Genomic DNA, 16143 nt, shown 5'->3' with positions numbered 1-16143 from the left:
AAGCTAATTTATACAAAAGATATAATTGTGACGGGCGTTTTTCTTAAGTTTTTTGGCGAATTTTGCGGTAATCTTTGACAAAGCAAAAAGTTTTCAGTTATACTGAAAGAAGGCGGAAAATGCCGGCTGTGTATGCCGGCCGGCTTCGTCTGCAAGAAAGATGCGAAGAAAGGCTGGATATGAAATGCGTTTGAGAAATATACCCGGAGCAAAGGATGCCATTGCCGGGAGCACTTATGTGATACAGGATCCTCAGGAAAACCGTGGAAAGTGGCATGAGGTGTTCCGAAATGAAAATCCTATCCATATAGAGGTGGGAATGGGAAAGGGCCGTTTTATTATGGACATGGCTGCTCGCAGTCCGCATATTAATTATGTAGGGATCGAGATGTATGACAGCGTTCTGCTGCGGGCACTCCAGAAGATGGAGGAGCGGGAAAACGGGACAGAGGCACCTCACAATTTATTTTTTATGAGAATGGATGCCAGGGAGCTGCCGCTTGTATTTAATCCCGAAGAAGTGGACAGAATATATTTAAACTTTTCCGACCCGTGGCCCAAGGAGCGCCATGCAAAGAGAAGGCTCACATCAAGGCAGTTCCTGGAGCGCTATGACGCCATACTGGCTAAAGACGGCACTGTGGAGTTCAAGACAGACAACAGGGAGCTTTTTGACTTTTCCGTGGAGGAAGTTAAGGAGGCCGGGTGGAAGCTGCTGGCCTGCACCTATGACCTGCATCACGACAAGGAACTGAACCGGGGGAATGTGATGACGGAATATGAGGAGAAGTTTTCCTCCGTAGGGAATCCTATCCACAAGCTGGTCGCAGCCAGATAGGGAAGCAGAAACCGGGTTTCGGTCCGGGATTTTTGTCATATGATATAGAGAAGCAGTTTTACCTGAAAGGAAGTATCCTATGGCAAAGATGAAAAATATGCAGAACTCCCTCTTTGAATGGGCATATACAAACAGGAAAATGGGCAGCAAAACTGCGGATATCTTGAAATCAGTCGGAGAAGTGAATAAGCTTTTAAGTTCAGCTGGAAAAAAGAAAAAGTAAGAAAACGGGGAAAACAGTAAAAACTACTATAAGAAAGCGTGTAACGCTTAACCGGAAAGGAGAAAATCATGGTTGAAGTGATTACGGAACAGAATTTTGACAAGGTTGTGATGGGGGCGGATCTGCCTGTACTGGTGGATTTTTATGCAACCTGGTGTGGCCCGTGCAAACAGATGGCACCGGTGATCGAGGAGCTGTCTGAGGATTTGGAGGGCAAGGCCCTGTTCGGCAAGGTCAATGTGGATGAAAATATCAATCTGGCCCAGAGATATAAGATCCTGCAGGTTCCCACCTTCCTGTTCGTAAAAGACGGCAAGGTAATGAGCCGGGAGACCGGCGGAATCAGCAAGGAAGAGCTGGCAGAGGAACTTGGGGTGTGGCTGTAAAGCCGCCCCCGGCCTGCGGCCGGATGTGGAAAAACAGCGGAAATTGCGTTATTTGGGTGCAGTGTTAAATGTATATGATAAAAAACATAAAAAAATGTAAAAAAGATACTTGCATTTTTCTGGAATATCGCTTATAATATGTCTTGCGTTACAAAATATGCGCCTTTAGCTCAGTTGGTAGAGCAGTAGACTCTTAATCTATTTGTCCAGGGTTCGAGTCCCTGAAGGCGCACTAAAAAGCACTGTTTTTGCAGAGTTGGAGCTGCGGGGACGGTGCTTTTCTTTTTGTGTCCGCCCGGCTGTGTAAGATCCGGGCGGTTTTTTTATATTTTCATTTTCATCAGCCCATGCCGGTTGCAGTATGCGTACAAAATACCATGCCCCTTTTTGGGGAACCTGGCTTCCGGGCTTTGTTCGGGATAAAGCTTGACAAGCTCAAAGCGTCCGGAGGTCACATAGGCAAAGAAGGAAATAAAATGTGTCTTTGTCATTTCATGTTCCATGGTGATGTAATATTCATCATCTACAATCTCTGTGACAAGGGTGTGTCCTGTATCTATGGTTTCGGCTTCCAGGGCCGGAAGGGTGATGCCGCAGCAGCTCACAACGCTTTCCCCCATGGTGTGTATCACATTTCCGCATACAGGGCAGACATAGAGCTTTGAGCGGAGCATATTGCTGGAAATGTTGCTGTTGGAGACACAGTCTCCGGTCAGCAGCTCCACCACGGATATGCCCAGCACTTTGGCCAGAGGCTCGATCAGGCTGATATCAGGAAGGCCTTTGGAGGTTTCCCATTTAGATATGGTTTTGTCGCTTACGTCCAGCCTGCCTGCAAGCTCTGCCTGGGTCATTTTCTTTTTTTCTCGCAGCTCCCGTATGGTGCTGCCGGTGATGTAGTGATTCATGATCAAACTCCTTTGTTTTTTCTTTATAGGTAACTGTTCAGTGCCCTCACAGTTACAGGCAAAAATCCATGCAAAATCGCCTTTGGCGATGGGATTTTTCCTTGGCCGTGGTACACTTTCTTACGGTCAGCGCAGTGAATGCGCAGACCTACGGAATAGTTACCTTTATAGTACGTTACCGGGAGCAAAAACACAACCTACGCTGCGTAGAGTACGGGCCTGGAATCGGATTGTACTAATATGGGGATTTTGTTATAATAAAAGGCAAAACGGACAGGGAGGAAAAAGGTATGAATGATGAGACGAAATATAAGATTATGCAGAACCGGGAACTGTTAAAGGCCTATAATGTCTCCGATGCCGGGGCCGAGGCCACGGACCAGGAGCAGAAGCTTCCGGAAGCGCCTTATGTGAAGGCGAAAAAGGGAGAGCACATCATATCTCTGACAACGGATTTTGATGGGATTGCGGGAAATGCGGATCTGTTGTGTCTTCTGCAAGGCAGGGTGAGCAGGAGGAAATACAGCGGTGAGGCAGTTACTTTAAGAGAGTTGTCGTTTCTTTTGTGGGCGGCCCAGGGAATCAGGAGGGTGATTGGAAAGAACCATTTTGCCACGCTCAGGAATGTTCCCTCAGCCGGCTGCCGGCACCCCTTTGAGACATATCTGTTTGTGAACCATGTGGACGGACTTGAGAAGGGGATCTACCATTATCTTCCCATGGAACATGCCCTTGAGATATGGGATGGAAGGCAGGATTTTGAGGGGGAATTGACCGAGGCGCTCTGCGGACAGTATTTTGCGGCCTCAGCACCTGTGACATTTGTGTGGAGCGTGGTTCCCTACCGGACAGAATGGCGGTACGGCATGAAGGCACATAAGTACATCCTTTTGGATGCAGGACATGTGTGTGAAAATCTGTATCTGGCATGTGAGGCCATTGGCTGCGGAACCTGTGCCATTGGTGCCTATGACCAGGACTGCCTTGACGAGCTTCTGGGATTTGCGCCGGGACCGTCTGCCGGGGCGGAGTATGAATGCGCAGTGTACGCGGCAAGTGTGGGCAGGGCGGTGGACAGGTAGCAGCAGGGCAGTGGACAGGTAGCAGCGGGGCAGTGGATAAGTAGCAGCAGGGCAGTGGACAGTTAACAGCAGGGCGGTGCATAAGTAGCAGCAGGGCAGTGGGCAGGTAGCAGTAGGACAGGAGTGTGGGACCCGTGCGAAAAGAGATAAGATAGCAAAAGTAAATGCTTGTGTGCTGCCGTTCTCCGGGATATAATAATAGGTACAGGCCGGGCAAAGTATGAGCCGGTAATTTTACGATTCCAGGGAGGACAAAAACAGATGAGAGTGCTATTTATTGGGGGCACCGGGACGATCAGCATGGCAATTACCAAAAGACTGCTGGCAGAGGGACATAAAGTGTATCTGCTGAACCGGGGAACACGAAACAAAGAGCTGCCCACGGGAGCTATCGGGCTTACCGGGGATATAGAGGATGAGGAGCAGGTGTGCAGACTCACGGAAGGCATGAAGTTTGACGTGGTTGCGGACTTTATCGCATTTGTGCCGGAACATGTGGAGCGTGACTACAGGATGTTTAAAGGCAGAACCGGACAGTATATTTTTATCAGTTCCGCATCCGCATACCAGAAGCCCCCTTCCGATTACAGAATGACAGAGGGAACACCCCTCTCCAATCCAAAATGGCAGTATTCCAGGGACAAGATCGCCTGTGAGGAGTTTCTTATGAAAAAGTACAGGGAAGAGGGATTTCCTGTGACTATTGTGCGTCCAAGCCATACTTATGATGAAAGGAATGTACCCATAGGATTACACGGGGACAACGGAAGCTATCAGGTGGTCAAGCGGATCAAAGAGGGAAGGCCTGTGCTGATACCGGGGGACGGGACATCCCTTTGGACTGTGACCCATAACTCTGATTTTGCAAAGGGATTTGTGGGCCTTATGGGAAATATCCATGCCATCGGGGAGGCTGTGCAGATCACCTCAGATGAGACGCTGACCTGGAACCAGATATACCAAGCAGTTGCGGACGCGCTTGGGGTGCAGCTTCATCCTGTACGGGTATCCAGTGATTTTCTGGATAGCTGCAGTGACTATGATTTTAATGGAAGCATGATGGGGGATAAATCAAACTCTGTGGTGTTCTTAAATGACAAGCTGAAACGGCTGGTGCCTGGATTTTCTGCTGAAAAGCGTTTTGACCAGGGGGTCAGGGAAAGTCTGGAGTACATTGAAAGCCATCCGGAATGCCAGAACCCGGACCCGGCGTTCGACGCATTTTGTGACAGGGTAGTGGAAGCGCTGGAACAGGCAAAAGAATATGTGAGAGCAGGAAGATAAGGAACAGGGAAGTGGTAAAGTTATGGCCGAAGGATAGACAGTATCCTTCGGCCATTGCTGACTGTGGAAAACAGGGACTATTAAGACCGCGTTTCTAAAGCCAGTCCGCAGAATTGTTGCTATATGTCATTTCATCATATTTCCGAGAACTTGGTTGACCAGTTTGCCGTCTGCAATACCTTTTACTTTCGGCATCAGTACCTTCATGATCTTTCCTTTATCTTTACCTGTAGGGGCTTCAATTTCCAGTTCTTTCAGTACGCCCTCAATAACTTCCTTGATTTCCTCTTCACTGAGCATCTTGGGAGCAAATTCCTCATAGACGGCAATTCGTTTTGTGCACTCATCAATAATGTCGCTTCTATCTGCAGGAGTCAGTTCCAGAGTTTCTTTGGTCTGTTTGATCTCTTTTAATACCACTTCATTCTCTTCCGCTTCAGTCAGATCTTCTCTCTTGTCAATGGCTTTGTTCTTCAGGGCTGACAGCAGCATGGACAGGGACTCTTTTCTTTCTTTTTCGCCCGCTTTCATGGCAGCGACCATGGCTTTTCTCACTTCATCAATTTTACTCATTGTCGGAATCTCCTTTTCTTTTTTTCATGGCAGCAGGCATCTGGGAGGATGCGGTCTGCGTTCTAGCTTATTAGTATACCACTATAATCGGGAGGGTGCCACATTTTATTTTTTGGTAATTCACCATGACAGACTGAGCTGCATATAGAAAAGCAGCGGATTACAGCGCAGAGACAGCTCCCCGTGAGAGGAGTGAGAGTACAGTAAAATGGGTGTGTAACATATCTTTACATTTGTACAGGATCATGGAATCAGGGGTTTGTTAACAGGCGTTGACAAATTGACAAGACCTGTTGCTTGCGGATCATTGACGGGTATTATATACTCAAGCCATCAAATCAATAGGAGGACTGTTAAATGAAATTTAATGAAAAGTTGTTAGCGATCAGAAAAAAACAGGGATTATCACAAGAGGAGTTGGGAATGGAACTGCAGGTCTCACGGCAGACTATCTCAAAATGGGAGGCAGGGCAATCCTATCCCGATTTTCAGCGATTGGTTATGCTGAGTGATTATTTTAATATGACATTAGATGAACTTGTGAAGGATATAGATGTTCAGGACGTCAGGGAAAAAAACCTGATGGACGAAAAAGTTTCCTCCATTTACTCGGATGTAGAGAAAGGGAAAGACTTATTACAAAAATGTTGGAAGGTAATGTGCTGTTTAGGGATTTTTATCCTGGTATTAACTGTTTTAGCCTTGATCCTGCATTTTATATTCCCTGATGTAAAATGGCTGTGGAGTATGAAATAAAACAAGTATATCAGGCGCAGCAGCAGATGAGAATATGGGAAACAGCGAGGGTGGAGGCGTTTCATCCCGTCCACCCTTCCAACCTATTCGCCCTTCTGCCAGATTCACCGCACTCTCAGCAAATTCCACCTGAAATAAGAAGCCAGCAACCGGATGACCACCGTAACGATCAACCCCAGTATAACGCCCGCCGGTTCCCCCATAGAGTCCCTGCACACAACGCAGACAATTCCCCCGGCAATGGAAGCGCAGGCATAAATCTCACGTACCAGAATATAAGGCGTCTCCCCTGCCAGAATATCCCGAAGCACACCTCCGCCAACTCCGGTCAGAACACCGACGAAAACAAAAAAGAAAGTATTATTTTCCGTCACAACGCTTGCGGCGGCCTGAATGCCGACCACAGTGAAAATACCCAGGCCCAAGGTGTCGCAGAGCATCATGACATTGTCATAATATTTGTTCTTAGCCCTGGACTTTAAGATCTCCGGATTCGTGTAGGTTATGGCAAAGAGCAGGGTGGAGGTCAGGACAGCAAAGAGCACGTAGACCGGTTTGGCAAAAGCAGTGGGAGGTGTGATGCCCAGGATGATATCACGCATCATACCGCCGCCTACCGCCGTGGTAGCCCCCAGAATATTGACTCCGAAAATATCCATTTTCTTCTCAATGGCGATCATTGCCCCTGACGAGGCAAAGGCCACTGTCCCGATTATTTCCAATATAAAGATAAAGGTATCCATATTTTCCCCTTTGAAATAGATTTTATTATTTATTATACGGTATACATGTAAAAAAATCGTCAGAAATGGAGAGAATAAAACTGGATTTGACTTTTTTTGCCTGGTTTGATACATTAAAGCTACATACTTTAAAAAGCTAACGCATCAACCGGTCAGGGGACGAAAGCTGGCTGTCCCTGCAGCCGGATCACACGGAGGAGAGAAAATGCAGAAACACAAAAATGGAAGCTTCACCAATTCCCTGGGCTTTGTACTGGCCTGTGTGGGGTCTGCGGTGGGGCTTGGGAACATCTGGATGTTCCCATACAGACTGGGAGAATACGGGGGTGCGGCTTTTTTGATCCCCTATCTTATCTTTATCTGCCTGTTTGGCTTTGTAGGCCTGTCGGCTGAATTTGCCATAGGACGAAGGGCCGGAACAGGAACGCTGGGGTCTTATGAATACTGCTGGGCATCCAGAAAGAAGGGGACAGTTGGAAAAGTGCTGGGCTGGATTCCTCTTTTGGGATCTATGGGGATCGCTATCGGTTATTCTATCATCATCGGCTGGGTGCTCCGTTTCCTGGCCGGCTCTGTGACCAATGTGGTGCTCACAGAGGATTCCGCTGAATTTTTCGGTCAGGTCACTGCCAATATGAAGAATCTGCCCTGGCATATGATCGTGATCGCAATTACAGTGATCATTCTGATCACCGGCGCGGCAAGCCAGATCGAGAAGGCGAACAAAATACTGATGCCTTTGTTTTTTATCCTCTTTGCCATTCTGGCGGTGAGGGTGTTCTTTCTGCCCGGGTCCCATGAGGGATACCGCTTCCTGTTTGTGCCAAAGTGGGAAGCACTGGCAAAGGTGGATACCTGGGTCATGGCTATGGGGCAGGCATTCTTTTCCCTGTCCATTACCGGTTCGGGTATGATCGTTTATGGCTCTTACCTGAGCAAAAAGGAGGATATCCCCAAGTCCTCCATACAGACAGCGGTTTTTGATACCATTGCGGCTATGCTGGCAGCGCTGGCTATTATGCCGGCTGTGTTTGCGTTTGGAATCGAACCATCCGCAGGGCCGTCCCTGATGTTCATCACGATCCCGAATATCTTCAAGCAGATGCCGATGGGACGCCTGTTTGCTGTTATCTTCTTCCTTTCCGTATGCTTTGCGGGAATTACATCCCTCATCAATATGTTTGAGGCGGTGATCGAGAGCTGGCAGCATAAGTTCAACCTCCAGAGGACAAAAGCAGTTGCCCTCTGCGGCGGGGTTGCGCTGGTGGTGGGGCTGTTTCTGGAAGAGGAGTCAAAAGTAGGGCGCTGGATGGATTTTATCACCATTATCATTGTGCCGTTCGGTGCCGTGCTGGGTGCCGTCTCCATTTACTATATCCTTGGATTTGACAAGATAAAGGAGGAACTGGAGGAGGGCAGGAAGAAACCCCTGCCAAAAGCGTTCCAGGTGGCGGCAAAGTATCTGTACGTGCCTCTTGCGGTGATCGTATTTATCCTGGGTCTTATCTACAAAGGGATTGGTTAAAGCTTTTAACTATTGTTTTTTATATATCGGAATGCTGCTCTCTGTATGCGGAGGGTGACATTCCGATTTTCTTTTTAAAGCTGTTGCTGAAATAATACTGGTTGGCGTACCCGCAGCGGATACTGATCTCTTTCAGGGATAGATTGGAGCTTTTCAGATACTGGCAGGCAGCCTCTGTCCGCTGGGCGGCTATGGTGTCGCTGATACTCTGCCCGTATACTTTTTTAAAAAGTGCGCTGAGATACGCCGGGCTTACACCTGCATGTCCTGCAATATCGTTTAGACAGAGGGTGTTGTCCTCAAAGTTTTCCCTGATATAGCTAAGTACCAGCTCGCAGATCTGGTCATGGTAAGTCTGGAGTGAGGTGTCCAGCTTTTGGCAGACCTGAAGACAGAGGTGATTCATCCATTTATAGAATTCCTCATAGGTATTGAAAAGTTCAAAATGGTTGTAAACAGAGATGATATCATGTTCCAGATCCCCGGTGTCAATGTTCAGCTCATATAAGAATTTCAGGATCCGTCCAAGAAGAGAGTATATCCTTACGAATACAATGTTCTTGGTCTGGTATTTCAGGGAGATTTCCTGAAAAAATCCACGGAGCCATTCCTCAATGGCAGGCGCGTTTTTCTGGCACAGGAGACGGATAAGCTCCTCCTCTTTCGATTCGGAGAAGGAGAAAAGGCTGAATTCCCGGCCGAGAGCCTCCCGTGCGTCAAAGATATTTTTGTGAGGAAAGAAAAAGCGGTATTTCAGCGCGTGGGAGGCATTTTCATAGGAGATATGCAGATCCCAGAAATCCTCCACCACAGTGCCGATACCTACATTCAGAGAGAAAAGTCCTTCCCGGTACTTTTCCATCAGCCCCAGGACCGCTTTGTGGGCAGCCTGGAGAAAATGATTGGGACTGCTTGTGTTCTGTGCCAGTATGGCGATCACGCCGTTGAATTCTTTTACGAAGTAAACCTGTCCGAAAACGGCGCACTGTTCCGCTAACAAGTCACACACGTTCAAAAGTTCGATCTGGTATTGGGTGATACCCAGTTCATCTTCCGCGGAGGAGGCATTTTCCACCTCCAGCTTCAGTACATTAAAGCAGGAGAAGTCAAGGTTTAAGTTCAGGTATCCGGGATAGCGCCCCAGATGGGCGGCGGCGTCCTTGCCGGAATAATGCAGCAGGTCTGTGAAGAATTTTTCTGTCATCAGGGGGCGGCTCTGTTCCACAAGTTCCCGGTTGTGCCGTTCCCTGTCAATGATGCTGAAGGCATTGCGTATTTTTTCCGTGAGATAACGGTAGTCAAGAGGCTTTTCAATATAGTCGCAGACACCCAGACGGATGGCGCGTTTGGCGTACTCGAACTTATCATAGGCACTGATCAGGATGATCTTTACCAGGGGATTCACGGACAGGGCAAGGCTGCTCATGGAGATTCCGTCCAGGTTGGGCATTTCAATATCAGAGATGATCAGATCCACAGGGGCACGCCGCATGGATTCTATGGCAGAATCCCCATTGTTTTCCACGTGGATGACTTCCGCGTCCAGAAGCTCCCAATCAATATTTTGGACAATACCCTCAGAGGAGAGGGTATTGTCATCCACGATCATTACTTTCTTCATCGCTGTCCTCCATCTGTTCAAATGTAATTATTATCTTCGTTCCCTCATTCAGCCTGCTTTCCACGCGAACGGTTCCGTTTCCAAAGGAAGGGCTGGAGAGTCTTTTGTTTACGTTTCCAATGCCGAAGTGTTTCTGATGATCAACGGTTTTGTTTTTCAGAGTAGTCCGCAGTTCTTCCAGCTGTCTGGGCGCAATACCGGCTCCGCTGTCGGTTATGGTAATGATGACCGTATCATCACCGTAAGAGACATCCAGGGATATGTGTACACAGGGAGTCTGCCGGGAGATACCGTGCTGAATGCTGTTTTCCAGAAACGGCTGCAGGGTAAAGCGGCATATGAGGAAGTTCTGGATGCCGTCCTCCGCATGGATTTCCCAGGTCAGGCTGTCTTTGTGGCACAGCTTTTCCATTTCCAGATACAGACGGGCGATCTCAAGCTCGTCCTCAATGCGGATCAGGTCTCCGGATTTGCGCAGGGTAAGGCGGTAAAACTGTGTGAGGTCTGAGATCATCTGCTCCGCGGTTTCAAGTCGTCCCAGGCTGATACAGGTCTTCACAGATCCCAGGATGTTGTAGAGAAAATGCGGGTTGATCTGGGACTGGAGAAGCTGGTATTTCAGACGTTCCTCTGAGAGGGAGAGTTCCAGGATGGAATCCATATTTTGATTCAGGGATTCCTGCATGTTCCGGAACGTGACTCCAAGGCGGTCAATCTCGTCATAAGAGGAGGGGGACTTTGCAGGGGGTGCCAGCTCCGGCACGGTGTGGTGTGTGCTTTTTCCCAGATGGAAGGTTTCCATGGCCAGGGAAAGCTTTTTTAACCTTTTTGTCAGGTTGCCCGAGATCATGATGATGACAAGGACCGTAAGCGGCAGGGACACCAGCAGGGTGAATACAAGGGTCTTCAGAAGGATCTGGGTGTTTTGCCTTATGTAGCTGCCGGGAATCTCCGTGACATGATACCAGCCGTTGTCCAGCCTTGCTGTGTGATAATTGATATCTCCTTCCTTTAAGGTGCCGGTCTCTTCTTCGGTGATCAGGTTCAGGGTATCTGCATCCAGGGAAGTACCGCAGAGGGCCTCATTGCTGTGCGCCATGATAGTGCCGTCCTCTGCCGCAAGATAGCTTGTGATGTCCGTATCGCTGAAGGTATCAGCAAGGGCGCCGGAGAATTCAGAGGGGTCTATGAGGATGGTATAAGCATACTCTGTGGCACCGGTACCCTGGTTGCGCAGAAGCCGGCAGCACACGATCACGTCCCTGGAGGTATAACCTTCAGACAGGATGAAGGGGAGCTGCATATCAGGATGGTAGAACCAGATGGAGTCTGTGCCGGGATTGAGCCTCTTTTCTTCGGGAATGCGGAAGCTCTCCAGTTCCTCCAGGGGATAAAAGTAAAGACCTTCGTCTGCCCCCGTCTGATCACGGGGCAGAAATATGGAAATATGATAATAGCCGAAGGTTGTCTTAAACATGGAGATATCGTTTCTCACACTGCCGAATACAGACAGGGACTGTGTGGAGGAACTGTCTGTCTGTGACAGGGTGTACATATCATACTGAATGGAATCGGCCACATTTTCCGTCTGTCGTATGCGGTCATTCATCTGCACATTCAACTGGTCATCTGCCAGGAGCGCAGAGGTCATGATCTTATCCTCCGCAATCTGATAAGTCACATGATAGAAGATAAAACCAATGATACCCAGGGGCAGCAGCGTGCAGATGAGAAAGGCCAGCAGCAGCTTTGCCTGGAAATGGGAAAAGACGGACCTTATCCGGTCAGCGCATTTTTTCATAACGGACTCCTTTTTCCTGTGTTTTAGTGATTTTCATTATAGAACACAGGAAACCCCTATTTCAACAGAGATAAAAATAATATAAACGAATCAAAAAATATTGTATTTAGAAAAAGGGTTATCTCTGGTATTTTTATGCTATCAATAAACAATGCAGACGGCACGAAAGAGAATGCCGGAAATGGAGGAAGTATGAAGAAAAAGATAGTAAGTGTATTACTCACAGCAACAATGGCAGCCGGATTGCTGGCAGGCTGCGGCGGAAACTCCGGTGATGCCCAGGGGGAAGGCGGCAGTGGAAAGAAGGGGGATTATGACTTGACCCTCTACAGCATCAATACCACGGACCCTGACTTTGATGAATGGCAGAAAAATGTGGAGGATGCCACAGGGCTGAAGCTGAATGTCATTGCAGCACCCACGGATTCCGATACCCGTCAGCAGAAGATCACCACCATCCTCTCCACAGGCGACAGCAGTGTGGATATCATTGAGATCAATGATGAGATGAGCGCTTCCTTTAAAAACTCCGGCTGGCTGGAGGGGCTGAATGATACGGTCATGACAGAGGATATCCGAAGTGAATTCCCGCAGGGTTATCTGGAAGACATGATCACAGACAAAGACGGAAACATTGTGGGCGTGCCCGGATATTCCGGATATCTGGCTTTCTGGGTCAACCAGGAGATCATGGACGAGGTGGGGATCACATCCATTGACACCAAGGAAGATTTCATGAAATATATGGAAGCTGTTTCTAAGGACGGCAGATACGGATACGGCGGTTCCTGGGAGAAAACCTATGTATTTAATGAGGTTGCCCAGTTTGTCAACATGTTCGGCGGTGACTATTTTGACTGGACAAACCCGGCAAACAAAGAGGCCATCCAGTTCCTGCATGACATGGTACAGAACGGACAGACACCCATTGACCAGATCGCTGATAAATATGAGCAGATGAATCCAAAGGCCAATGACGGAAAATACGGAAGCTGGTTCATGTGGGGTCTGGGAACAGACTACGAGAAGGCGGATATGCTTGGCCAGGATAAGATACATATGGCAATGGTTCCTGATTTCAGCGGCAAGGGTGAGCGCGCCATCTTTACGGATTCCTGGAGTTATGTGCTGAACAAGGCTTCCAAGAACAAGGAAGCAGCAGAGAAATTTTTGAAATATATGGCTGAGGAGGGCGGTATGGAAGCATCTTACAAGGCATTTGACCGCTATCCTGCCAGGGCTGATGTGGCTGCGAAGGTGGTCCCGGACACGGACCCCGCAAAGGAGATGTACAGCAGATATGCTGAGGAATGCAATGTACAGGGACGTCCCATGCTTCCCCAGACCATGGAATTCATTACCGATATGGGAACCATTTACCAGTCCTGTATGAAAGATGAGATCACTGTGGATGATTTCTGCAAAAAGGCACAGGAGCTTGTGGATAAGTATAGTAAATAAAGTCAGGTACAGGCACCGCAGCGGATTCTTGTCCCGCGGTGCCTTTTAGAGAGGAGGAGGCCAATTGACGATCAGTAAAAAATCAATGAAATGGATACCGTGGATCCTGATCCTGCCGGTTATTTTGATCCGGGGATTTACAACTCTGTATCCCATCGGTGCGACCCTGAAAAACAGTCTGTTTGACATTAAGGTGCTTTCAGGGGTCAATGAGTTTGTGGGACTCAGCAATTATGTCAATGTGTTTAAGGACCCCAAGATTATTTCATCCATGAGCTTTACCGTGATTTTTGTGGTGGTATCCATGGTTTTCCATATTATCCTGGGTGTGGCCCTGGCCCTTATTCTGAACATGAAGTTTAAGGGGCGCAGGTTTTTAAGGACAATCGTGCTGATTCCCTGGGCCATGCCCGCAGTTGTTATCGGTATGGCGGCAAAATGGGGGTTCAACAATGATTATGGTATGATCAATGATTTTATCCGTCGGTTTGTGTCGGATTTTCAGTTTAACTGGCTGATCAATACCGGGTCTGCCAGGGCAGCGGTGATCGCCATGGACCTGTGGAAAGACCTGCCGTTTTTTGCCATATTGGTACTGTCAGGCCTGCAGTTCATATCCGGGGATATCTATGAGGCTGCCAAAGTGGATGGGGCAAACGGCATACAGAGCTTTTTCAGGATCACACTTCCTCTGATCACGCGCAATGTGATCACCCTGTGTATTCCATTTACGCTTTGGAGACTGACCACCTTTGACCTGGTATACGCCATGACATCCGGGGGACCGGGGGAGGATACGTCCCTGATCGCTTACAGGATCACCATGGAGGCATTTACCAACCTGAATGTGGGGTACGCAGCCACGCTGGCGGTGATGCTGTTTATTGTGATGGCGCTGTTTTCCTGGTTCAATATAAAGGTTATGAACAAGATGTCTGATTAGGAGGGTGAACATGAGAGATACCAAGAAATACAGAATTTACAGGGGCTGTGTGACAGCCGGCAGATGGCTGCTGTTTGCAGTTGTGGCTTTTCTCATACTTTTTCCGGTGTACTGGATCTTTATTTCCTCCATCACACCGCCGGGTGAACTGTTTCAGACACCCATCCAGTATCTGCCAAAACATCCCACACTGGAAAGCTATAAATTTCTGATTGAAAATGTAGGATTACTTGCTAAAATAGGAAATACAGTATTAATTGTAGGCGTGACCCTGGTTGTCAGCACTGTGCTGTGTGCCATGGCTGCCTATGGATTTTCAAGGTTTCAGTCAAAGGCTGTCAGTATTGCGTTTGCGTTTATTATCGCTACCATGCTGATCCCTGAGGTGGTGACTGCCAGGCCTTTATATGAGTTCATGCGCAAGGTGGGGCTGTATGATACCTATCCGGGACTGATCATCCTCTATATCAGTGCGGTGATCCCCTTTACTGTGCTGATACTCAGGAATTTTGTGTCGGAGATACCGGTATCTCTGGAGGAAGCGGCTGCCATAGACGGTGCCAGCTTTTCCCAGAGGCTGTTTCTGGTGGTCCTGCCCCTGATGAAACCGGCTATTGCAACTGTGTGCATCATCAACTTTATCACATGCCTGAACAATTTTTTTACACCATTATATTATTCCAACGGCATTCAGGTGTTGTCCGTGGCTATTGTGCAGCTTCCGCTTCGGGACAATATGTACGGCGTGCCGTGGGATCTGGTAAGTTCAATGGGATGGATCATCCTTCTGCCAATCATTCTGTTTGTGGCAGTGTTTGAAAAGCAGATCATGGATGGTATTATGGCAGGCGGAGTGAAAGCGTAAACAGGGAGGAAAAGAATATGTTTGATTTTACAGGAGGAAGTCTGGGAACACTGGCGTATGCCAAGCATGGAAAGAGCAGAGCCATTAATGCGGAGAACCCCACAGGGGAAAAGGGAAAGGGCGGAATGGCGGCGAGCCATCTGGGTGCTTCCAGAAAGGGCAGCCCCTGCCTTCATGACATAAAAAGTGGGGAAACGGTAACGCTTGCCGAGATGGAGGGGCCGGGTGTGATCAACCATATCTGGGTCACAGTGACGGACAAGACTACAGAGGCGGACTGCTTTGTGCTCCGTGACCTGGTGCTGCGCATGTACTGGGATGATGAGACAGAGCCGTCTGTGGAAAGTCCTCTGGGCGATTTCTTTTGCTGCGGATTCGGCAGGGAATGCATTGTCAATTCCCTTCCCATGGCAGTGGTGCCGAGCCGGGGGATGAACTGCTATTTTCAAATGCCTTTCCGCAAAAAGGCCAGGATCACGCTGGAGAACCAGCACGCAAACCCCATTCCCGCATTTTTCTATCAGGTGGATTACTGCCTGTATGATACACTGCCGGATGATATTTCCTATTTTCATGCGCAGTGGAGACGGGAGAAGATCACCAAACTCCGGGAGGATTATGTGATCCTTGACAAGGTAAAAGGAAAGGGCCACTATGTGGGAACGTATATGGCGCTGACCACACTGGAACGTTACTGGTGGGGGGAAGGGGAGATCAAGTTCTATCTGGACGGGGATGAGGCCTATCCCACCATCTGCGGTACGGGGACAGAGGACTATTTCGGCGGCTCCTGGAGCTTCGCCAGACAGGTGGACGGCAAGACTGTGGAGCAGAATTACTGCACTCCGTATCTGGGCTATCCTTATTATTCCGCCCACGATACGGCGGTCCATAACTTTTACCACAATGATGACTGTCCGCCCATGAGAGGTTTTTACAGGTGGCATATCCAGGACCCTGTCTGCTTTGAGGAGGATCTACGTGTGACCATACAGCAGATCGGTGTGGGCCACAGAGGATTGTTTGAACGGCAGGATGATGTTGCCAGTGTGGCGTATTGGTATCAGGCAGAACCGCACAATACCTTTCCGGTCCTGATGGATAAAGAGGAGCGCTGGCCAAGATAAGGTGTAA

General features: G+C 48.5%; 16 protein-coding genes and 1 tRNA gene. 12 read left to right on the top strand and 5 right to left on the bottom strand.

Translation table 11 applies throughout. The features are described from left to right. Positions 1 to 184: 184 nt before the first annotated feature. The 4 genes from trmB (at position 185) to C6P39_RS07695 (ending at position 1679) form a co-directional block, all read left to right on the top strand. The gene (gene trmB / locus C6P39_RS07705) at positions 185 to 838 is read left to right on the top strand and encodes a tRNA (guanosine(46)-N7)-methyltransferase TrmB (protein WP_104803357.1); all 654 of its coding nucleotides are present in this window, start codon (positions 185 to 187) and stop codon (positions 836 to 838) included. Between the two features lie 79 nt (positions 839 to 917). After that, positions 918 to 1061, top strand: a complete 144-nt coding sequence (locus C6P39_RS27420; RefSeq protein ID WP_158661488.1) for a hypothetical protein — start codon at positions 918 to 920, stop codon at positions 1059 to 1061. Between the two features lie 68 nt (positions 1062 to 1129). After that, entirely contained in the window at positions 1130 to 1447 is a 318-nt protein-coding gene (trxA, locus tag C6P39_RS07700; RefSeq protein ID WP_065544147.1) for a thioredoxin, read from the top strand. A gap of 159 nt (positions 1448 to 1606) precedes the next feature. After that, positions 1607 to 1679: transfer RNA gene (locus tag C6P39_RS07695), tRNA-Lys, on the top strand. 91 nt (positions 1680 to 1770) lie between these two features. Here the strand turns inward: C6P39_RS07695 and C6P39_RS07690 are convergent. Then, complete coding sequence (locus tag C6P39_RS07690; RefSeq protein ID WP_104803356.1) at positions 1771 to 2355, bottom strand: helix-turn-helix domain-containing protein; 585 nt, start codon at positions 2353 to 2355, stop codon at positions 1771 to 1773. A gap of 290 nt (positions 2356 to 2645) precedes the next feature. Here C6P39_RS07690 and C6P39_RS07685 point away from each other — a divergent pair, with 290 nt between their 5' ends. After that, positions 2646 to 3437, top strand: a complete 792-nt coding sequence (locus C6P39_RS07685) for a SagB/ThcOx family dehydrogenase (protein ID WP_095174707.1) — start codon at positions 2646 to 2648, stop codon at positions 3435 to 3437. Between the two features lie 261 nt (positions 3438 to 3698). Next, on the top strand, positions 3699 to 4721 hold the full coding sequence (locus C6P39_RS07680) for an SDR family oxidoreductase (RefSeq protein ID WP_095174708.1): 1023 nt from the start codon (positions 3699 to 3701) through the stop codon (positions 4719 to 4721). Positions 4722 to 4847: 126 nt separating this feature from the next. Here the strand turns inward: C6P39_RS07680 and C6P39_RS07675 are convergent, their stop codons facing one another. Then, positions 4848 to 5294 carry a GatB/YqeY domain-containing protein gene (locus C6P39_RS07675; RefSeq protein WP_104803355.1) on the bottom strand — a complete coding sequence of 149 codons (447 nt, stop codon included), beginning with the start codon at positions 5292 to 5294 and terminating at the stop codon, positions 4848 to 4850. A 357-nt stretch (positions 5295 to 5651) separates the two neighbouring features. Between C6P39_RS07675 and C6P39_RS07670 the strand changes: the two genes are divergently transcribed. Further along, positions 5652 to 6050, top strand: a complete 399-nt coding sequence (locus C6P39_RS07670; protein WP_104803354.1) for a helix-turn-helix domain-containing protein — start codon at positions 5652 to 5654, stop codon at positions 6048 to 6050. Between the two features lie 104 nt (positions 6051 to 6154). Here C6P39_RS07670 and C6P39_RS07665 read toward each other — a convergent pair whose 3' ends face one another. Further along, entirely contained in the window at positions 6155 to 6793 is a 639-nt protein-coding gene (locus C6P39_RS07665; protein ID WP_104803353.1) for a trimeric intracellular cation channel family protein, read from the bottom strand. Positions 6794 to 6998: 205 nt separating this feature from the next. On the opposite strand from C6P39_RS07665, the gene C6P39_RS07660 reads away from it, so the two are divergent. Then, a complete protein-coding gene (locus tag C6P39_RS07660; RefSeq protein ID WP_095174712.1) occupies positions 6999 to 8318 on the top strand; it encodes a sodium-dependent transporter in 1320 nt (439 codons plus the stop codon). A gap of 19 nt (positions 8319 to 8337) precedes the next feature. Here C6P39_RS07660 and C6P39_RS07655 read toward each other — a convergent pair whose 3' ends face one another. Both C6P39_RS07655 and C6P39_RS07650 read right to left on the bottom strand, forming a co-directional pair. Further along, entirely contained in the window at positions 8338 to 9939 is a 1602-nt protein-coding gene (locus tag C6P39_RS07655; RefSeq protein WP_095174713.1) for an AraC family transcriptional regulator, read from the bottom strand. Further along, entirely contained in the window at positions 9914 to 11740 is a 1827-nt protein-coding gene (locus C6P39_RS07650; protein WP_104803352.1) for a sensor histidine kinase, read from the bottom strand. Before C6P39_RS07650 ends, C6P39_RS07655 begins: the two co-directional genes overlap by 26 nt. A gap of 192 nt (positions 11741 to 11932) precedes the next feature. Between C6P39_RS07650 and C6P39_RS07645 the strand changes: the two genes are divergently transcribed. From C6P39_RS07645 to C6P39_RS07630, 4 genes are all read left to right on the top strand, one after another. After that, positions 11933 to 13201, top strand: a complete 1269-nt coding sequence (locus tag C6P39_RS07645; RefSeq protein ID WP_095174715.1) for an ABC transporter substrate-binding protein — start codon at positions 11933 to 11935, stop codon at positions 13199 to 13201. Between the two features lie 85 nt (positions 13202 to 13286). Then, positions 13287 to 14144, top strand: a complete 858-nt coding sequence (locus C6P39_RS07640; protein WP_104805880.1) for a carbohydrate ABC transporter permease — start codon at positions 13287 to 13289, stop codon at positions 14142 to 14144. A gap of 10 nt (positions 14145 to 14154) precedes the next feature. Next, a complete protein-coding gene (locus C6P39_RS07635; RefSeq protein WP_095174716.1) occupies positions 14155 to 15009 on the top strand; it encodes a carbohydrate ABC transporter permease in 855 nt (284 codons plus the stop codon). Positions 15010 to 15026: 17 nt separating this feature from the next. Continuing rightward, complete coding sequence (locus C6P39_RS07630; protein ID WP_104803351.1) at positions 15027 to 16136, top strand: glycoside hydrolase family 172 protein; 1110 nt, start codon at positions 15027 to 15029, stop codon at positions 16134 to 16136. The last annotated feature ends 7 nt before the right edge of the window (positions 16137 to 16143 follow it).

Origin of the sequence: Blautia marasmi (assembly GCF_900258535.1) — a bacterium.
In the GTDB taxonomy this organism is placed as follows: domain Bacteria; phylum Bacillota; class Clostridia; order Lachnospirales; family Lachnospiraceae; genus Blautia; species Blautia hominis.
Note: the sequence above shows the minus strand (reverse complement) of the source record. Positions and strands in the feature narration are given on the sequence as shown.

Coding starts and splice junctions, on each gene's coding strand:
- C6P39_RS07690 (WP_104803356.1), bottom strand. CDS start 2,355: ATGAATCACTACATCACCGGCAGCACCATACGGGAGCTGCGAGAAAAA.
- C6P39_RS07670 (WP_104803354.1), top strand. CDS start 5,652: ATGAAATTTAATGAAAAGTTGTTAGCGATCAGAAAAAAACAGGGATTA.
- trmB (WP_104803357.1), top strand. CDS start 185: ATGCGTTTGAGAAATATACCCGGAGCAAAGGATGCCATTGCCGGGAGC.
- C6P39_RS07665 (WP_104803353.1), bottom strand. CDS start 6,793: ATGGATACCTTTATCTTTATATTGGAAATAATCGGGACAGTGGCCTTT.
- C6P39_RS27420 (WP_158661488.1), top strand. CDS start 918: ATGGCAAAGATGAAAAATATGCAGAACTCCCTCTTTGAATGGGCATAT.
- trxA (WP_065544147.1), top strand. CDS start 1,130: ATGGTTGAAGTGATTACGGAACAGAATTTTGACAAGGTTGTGATGGGG.
- C6P39_RS07635 (WP_095174716.1), top strand. CDS start 14,155: ATGAGAGATACCAAGAAATACAGAATTTACAGGGGCTGTGTGACAGCC.
- C6P39_RS07630 (WP_104803351.1), top strand. CDS start 15,027: ATGTTTGATTTTACAGGAGGAAGTCTGGGAACACTGGCGTATGCCAAG.
- C6P39_RS07655 (WP_095174713.1), bottom strand. CDS start 9,939: ATGAAGAAAGTAATGATCGTGGATGACAATACCCTCTCCTCTGAGGGT.
- C6P39_RS07645 (WP_095174715.1), top strand. CDS start 11,933: ATGAAGAAAAAGATAGTAAGTGTATTACTCACAGCAACAATGGCAGCC.
- C6P39_RS07640 (WP_104805880.1), top strand. CDS start 13,287: ATGAAATGGATACCGTGGATCCTGATCCTGCCGGTTATTTTGATCCGG.
- C6P39_RS07680 (WP_095174708.1), top strand. CDS start 3,699: ATGAGAGTGCTATTTATTGGGGGCACCGGGACGATCAGCATGGCAATT.
- C6P39_RS07660 (WP_095174712.1), top strand. CDS start 6,999: ATGCAGAAACACAAAAATGGAAGCTTCACCAATTCCCTGGGCTTTGTA.
- C6P39_RS07675 (WP_104803355.1), bottom strand. CDS start 5,294: ATGAGTAAAATTGATGAAGTGAGAAAAGCCATGGTCGCTGCCATGAAA.
- C6P39_RS07685 (WP_095174707.1), top strand. CDS start 2,646: ATGAATGATGAGACGAAATATAAGATTATGCAGAACCGGGAACTGTTA.
- C6P39_RS07650 (WP_104803352.1), bottom strand. CDS start 11,740: ATGAAAAAATGCGCTGACCGGATAAGGTCCGTCTTTTCCCATTTCCAG.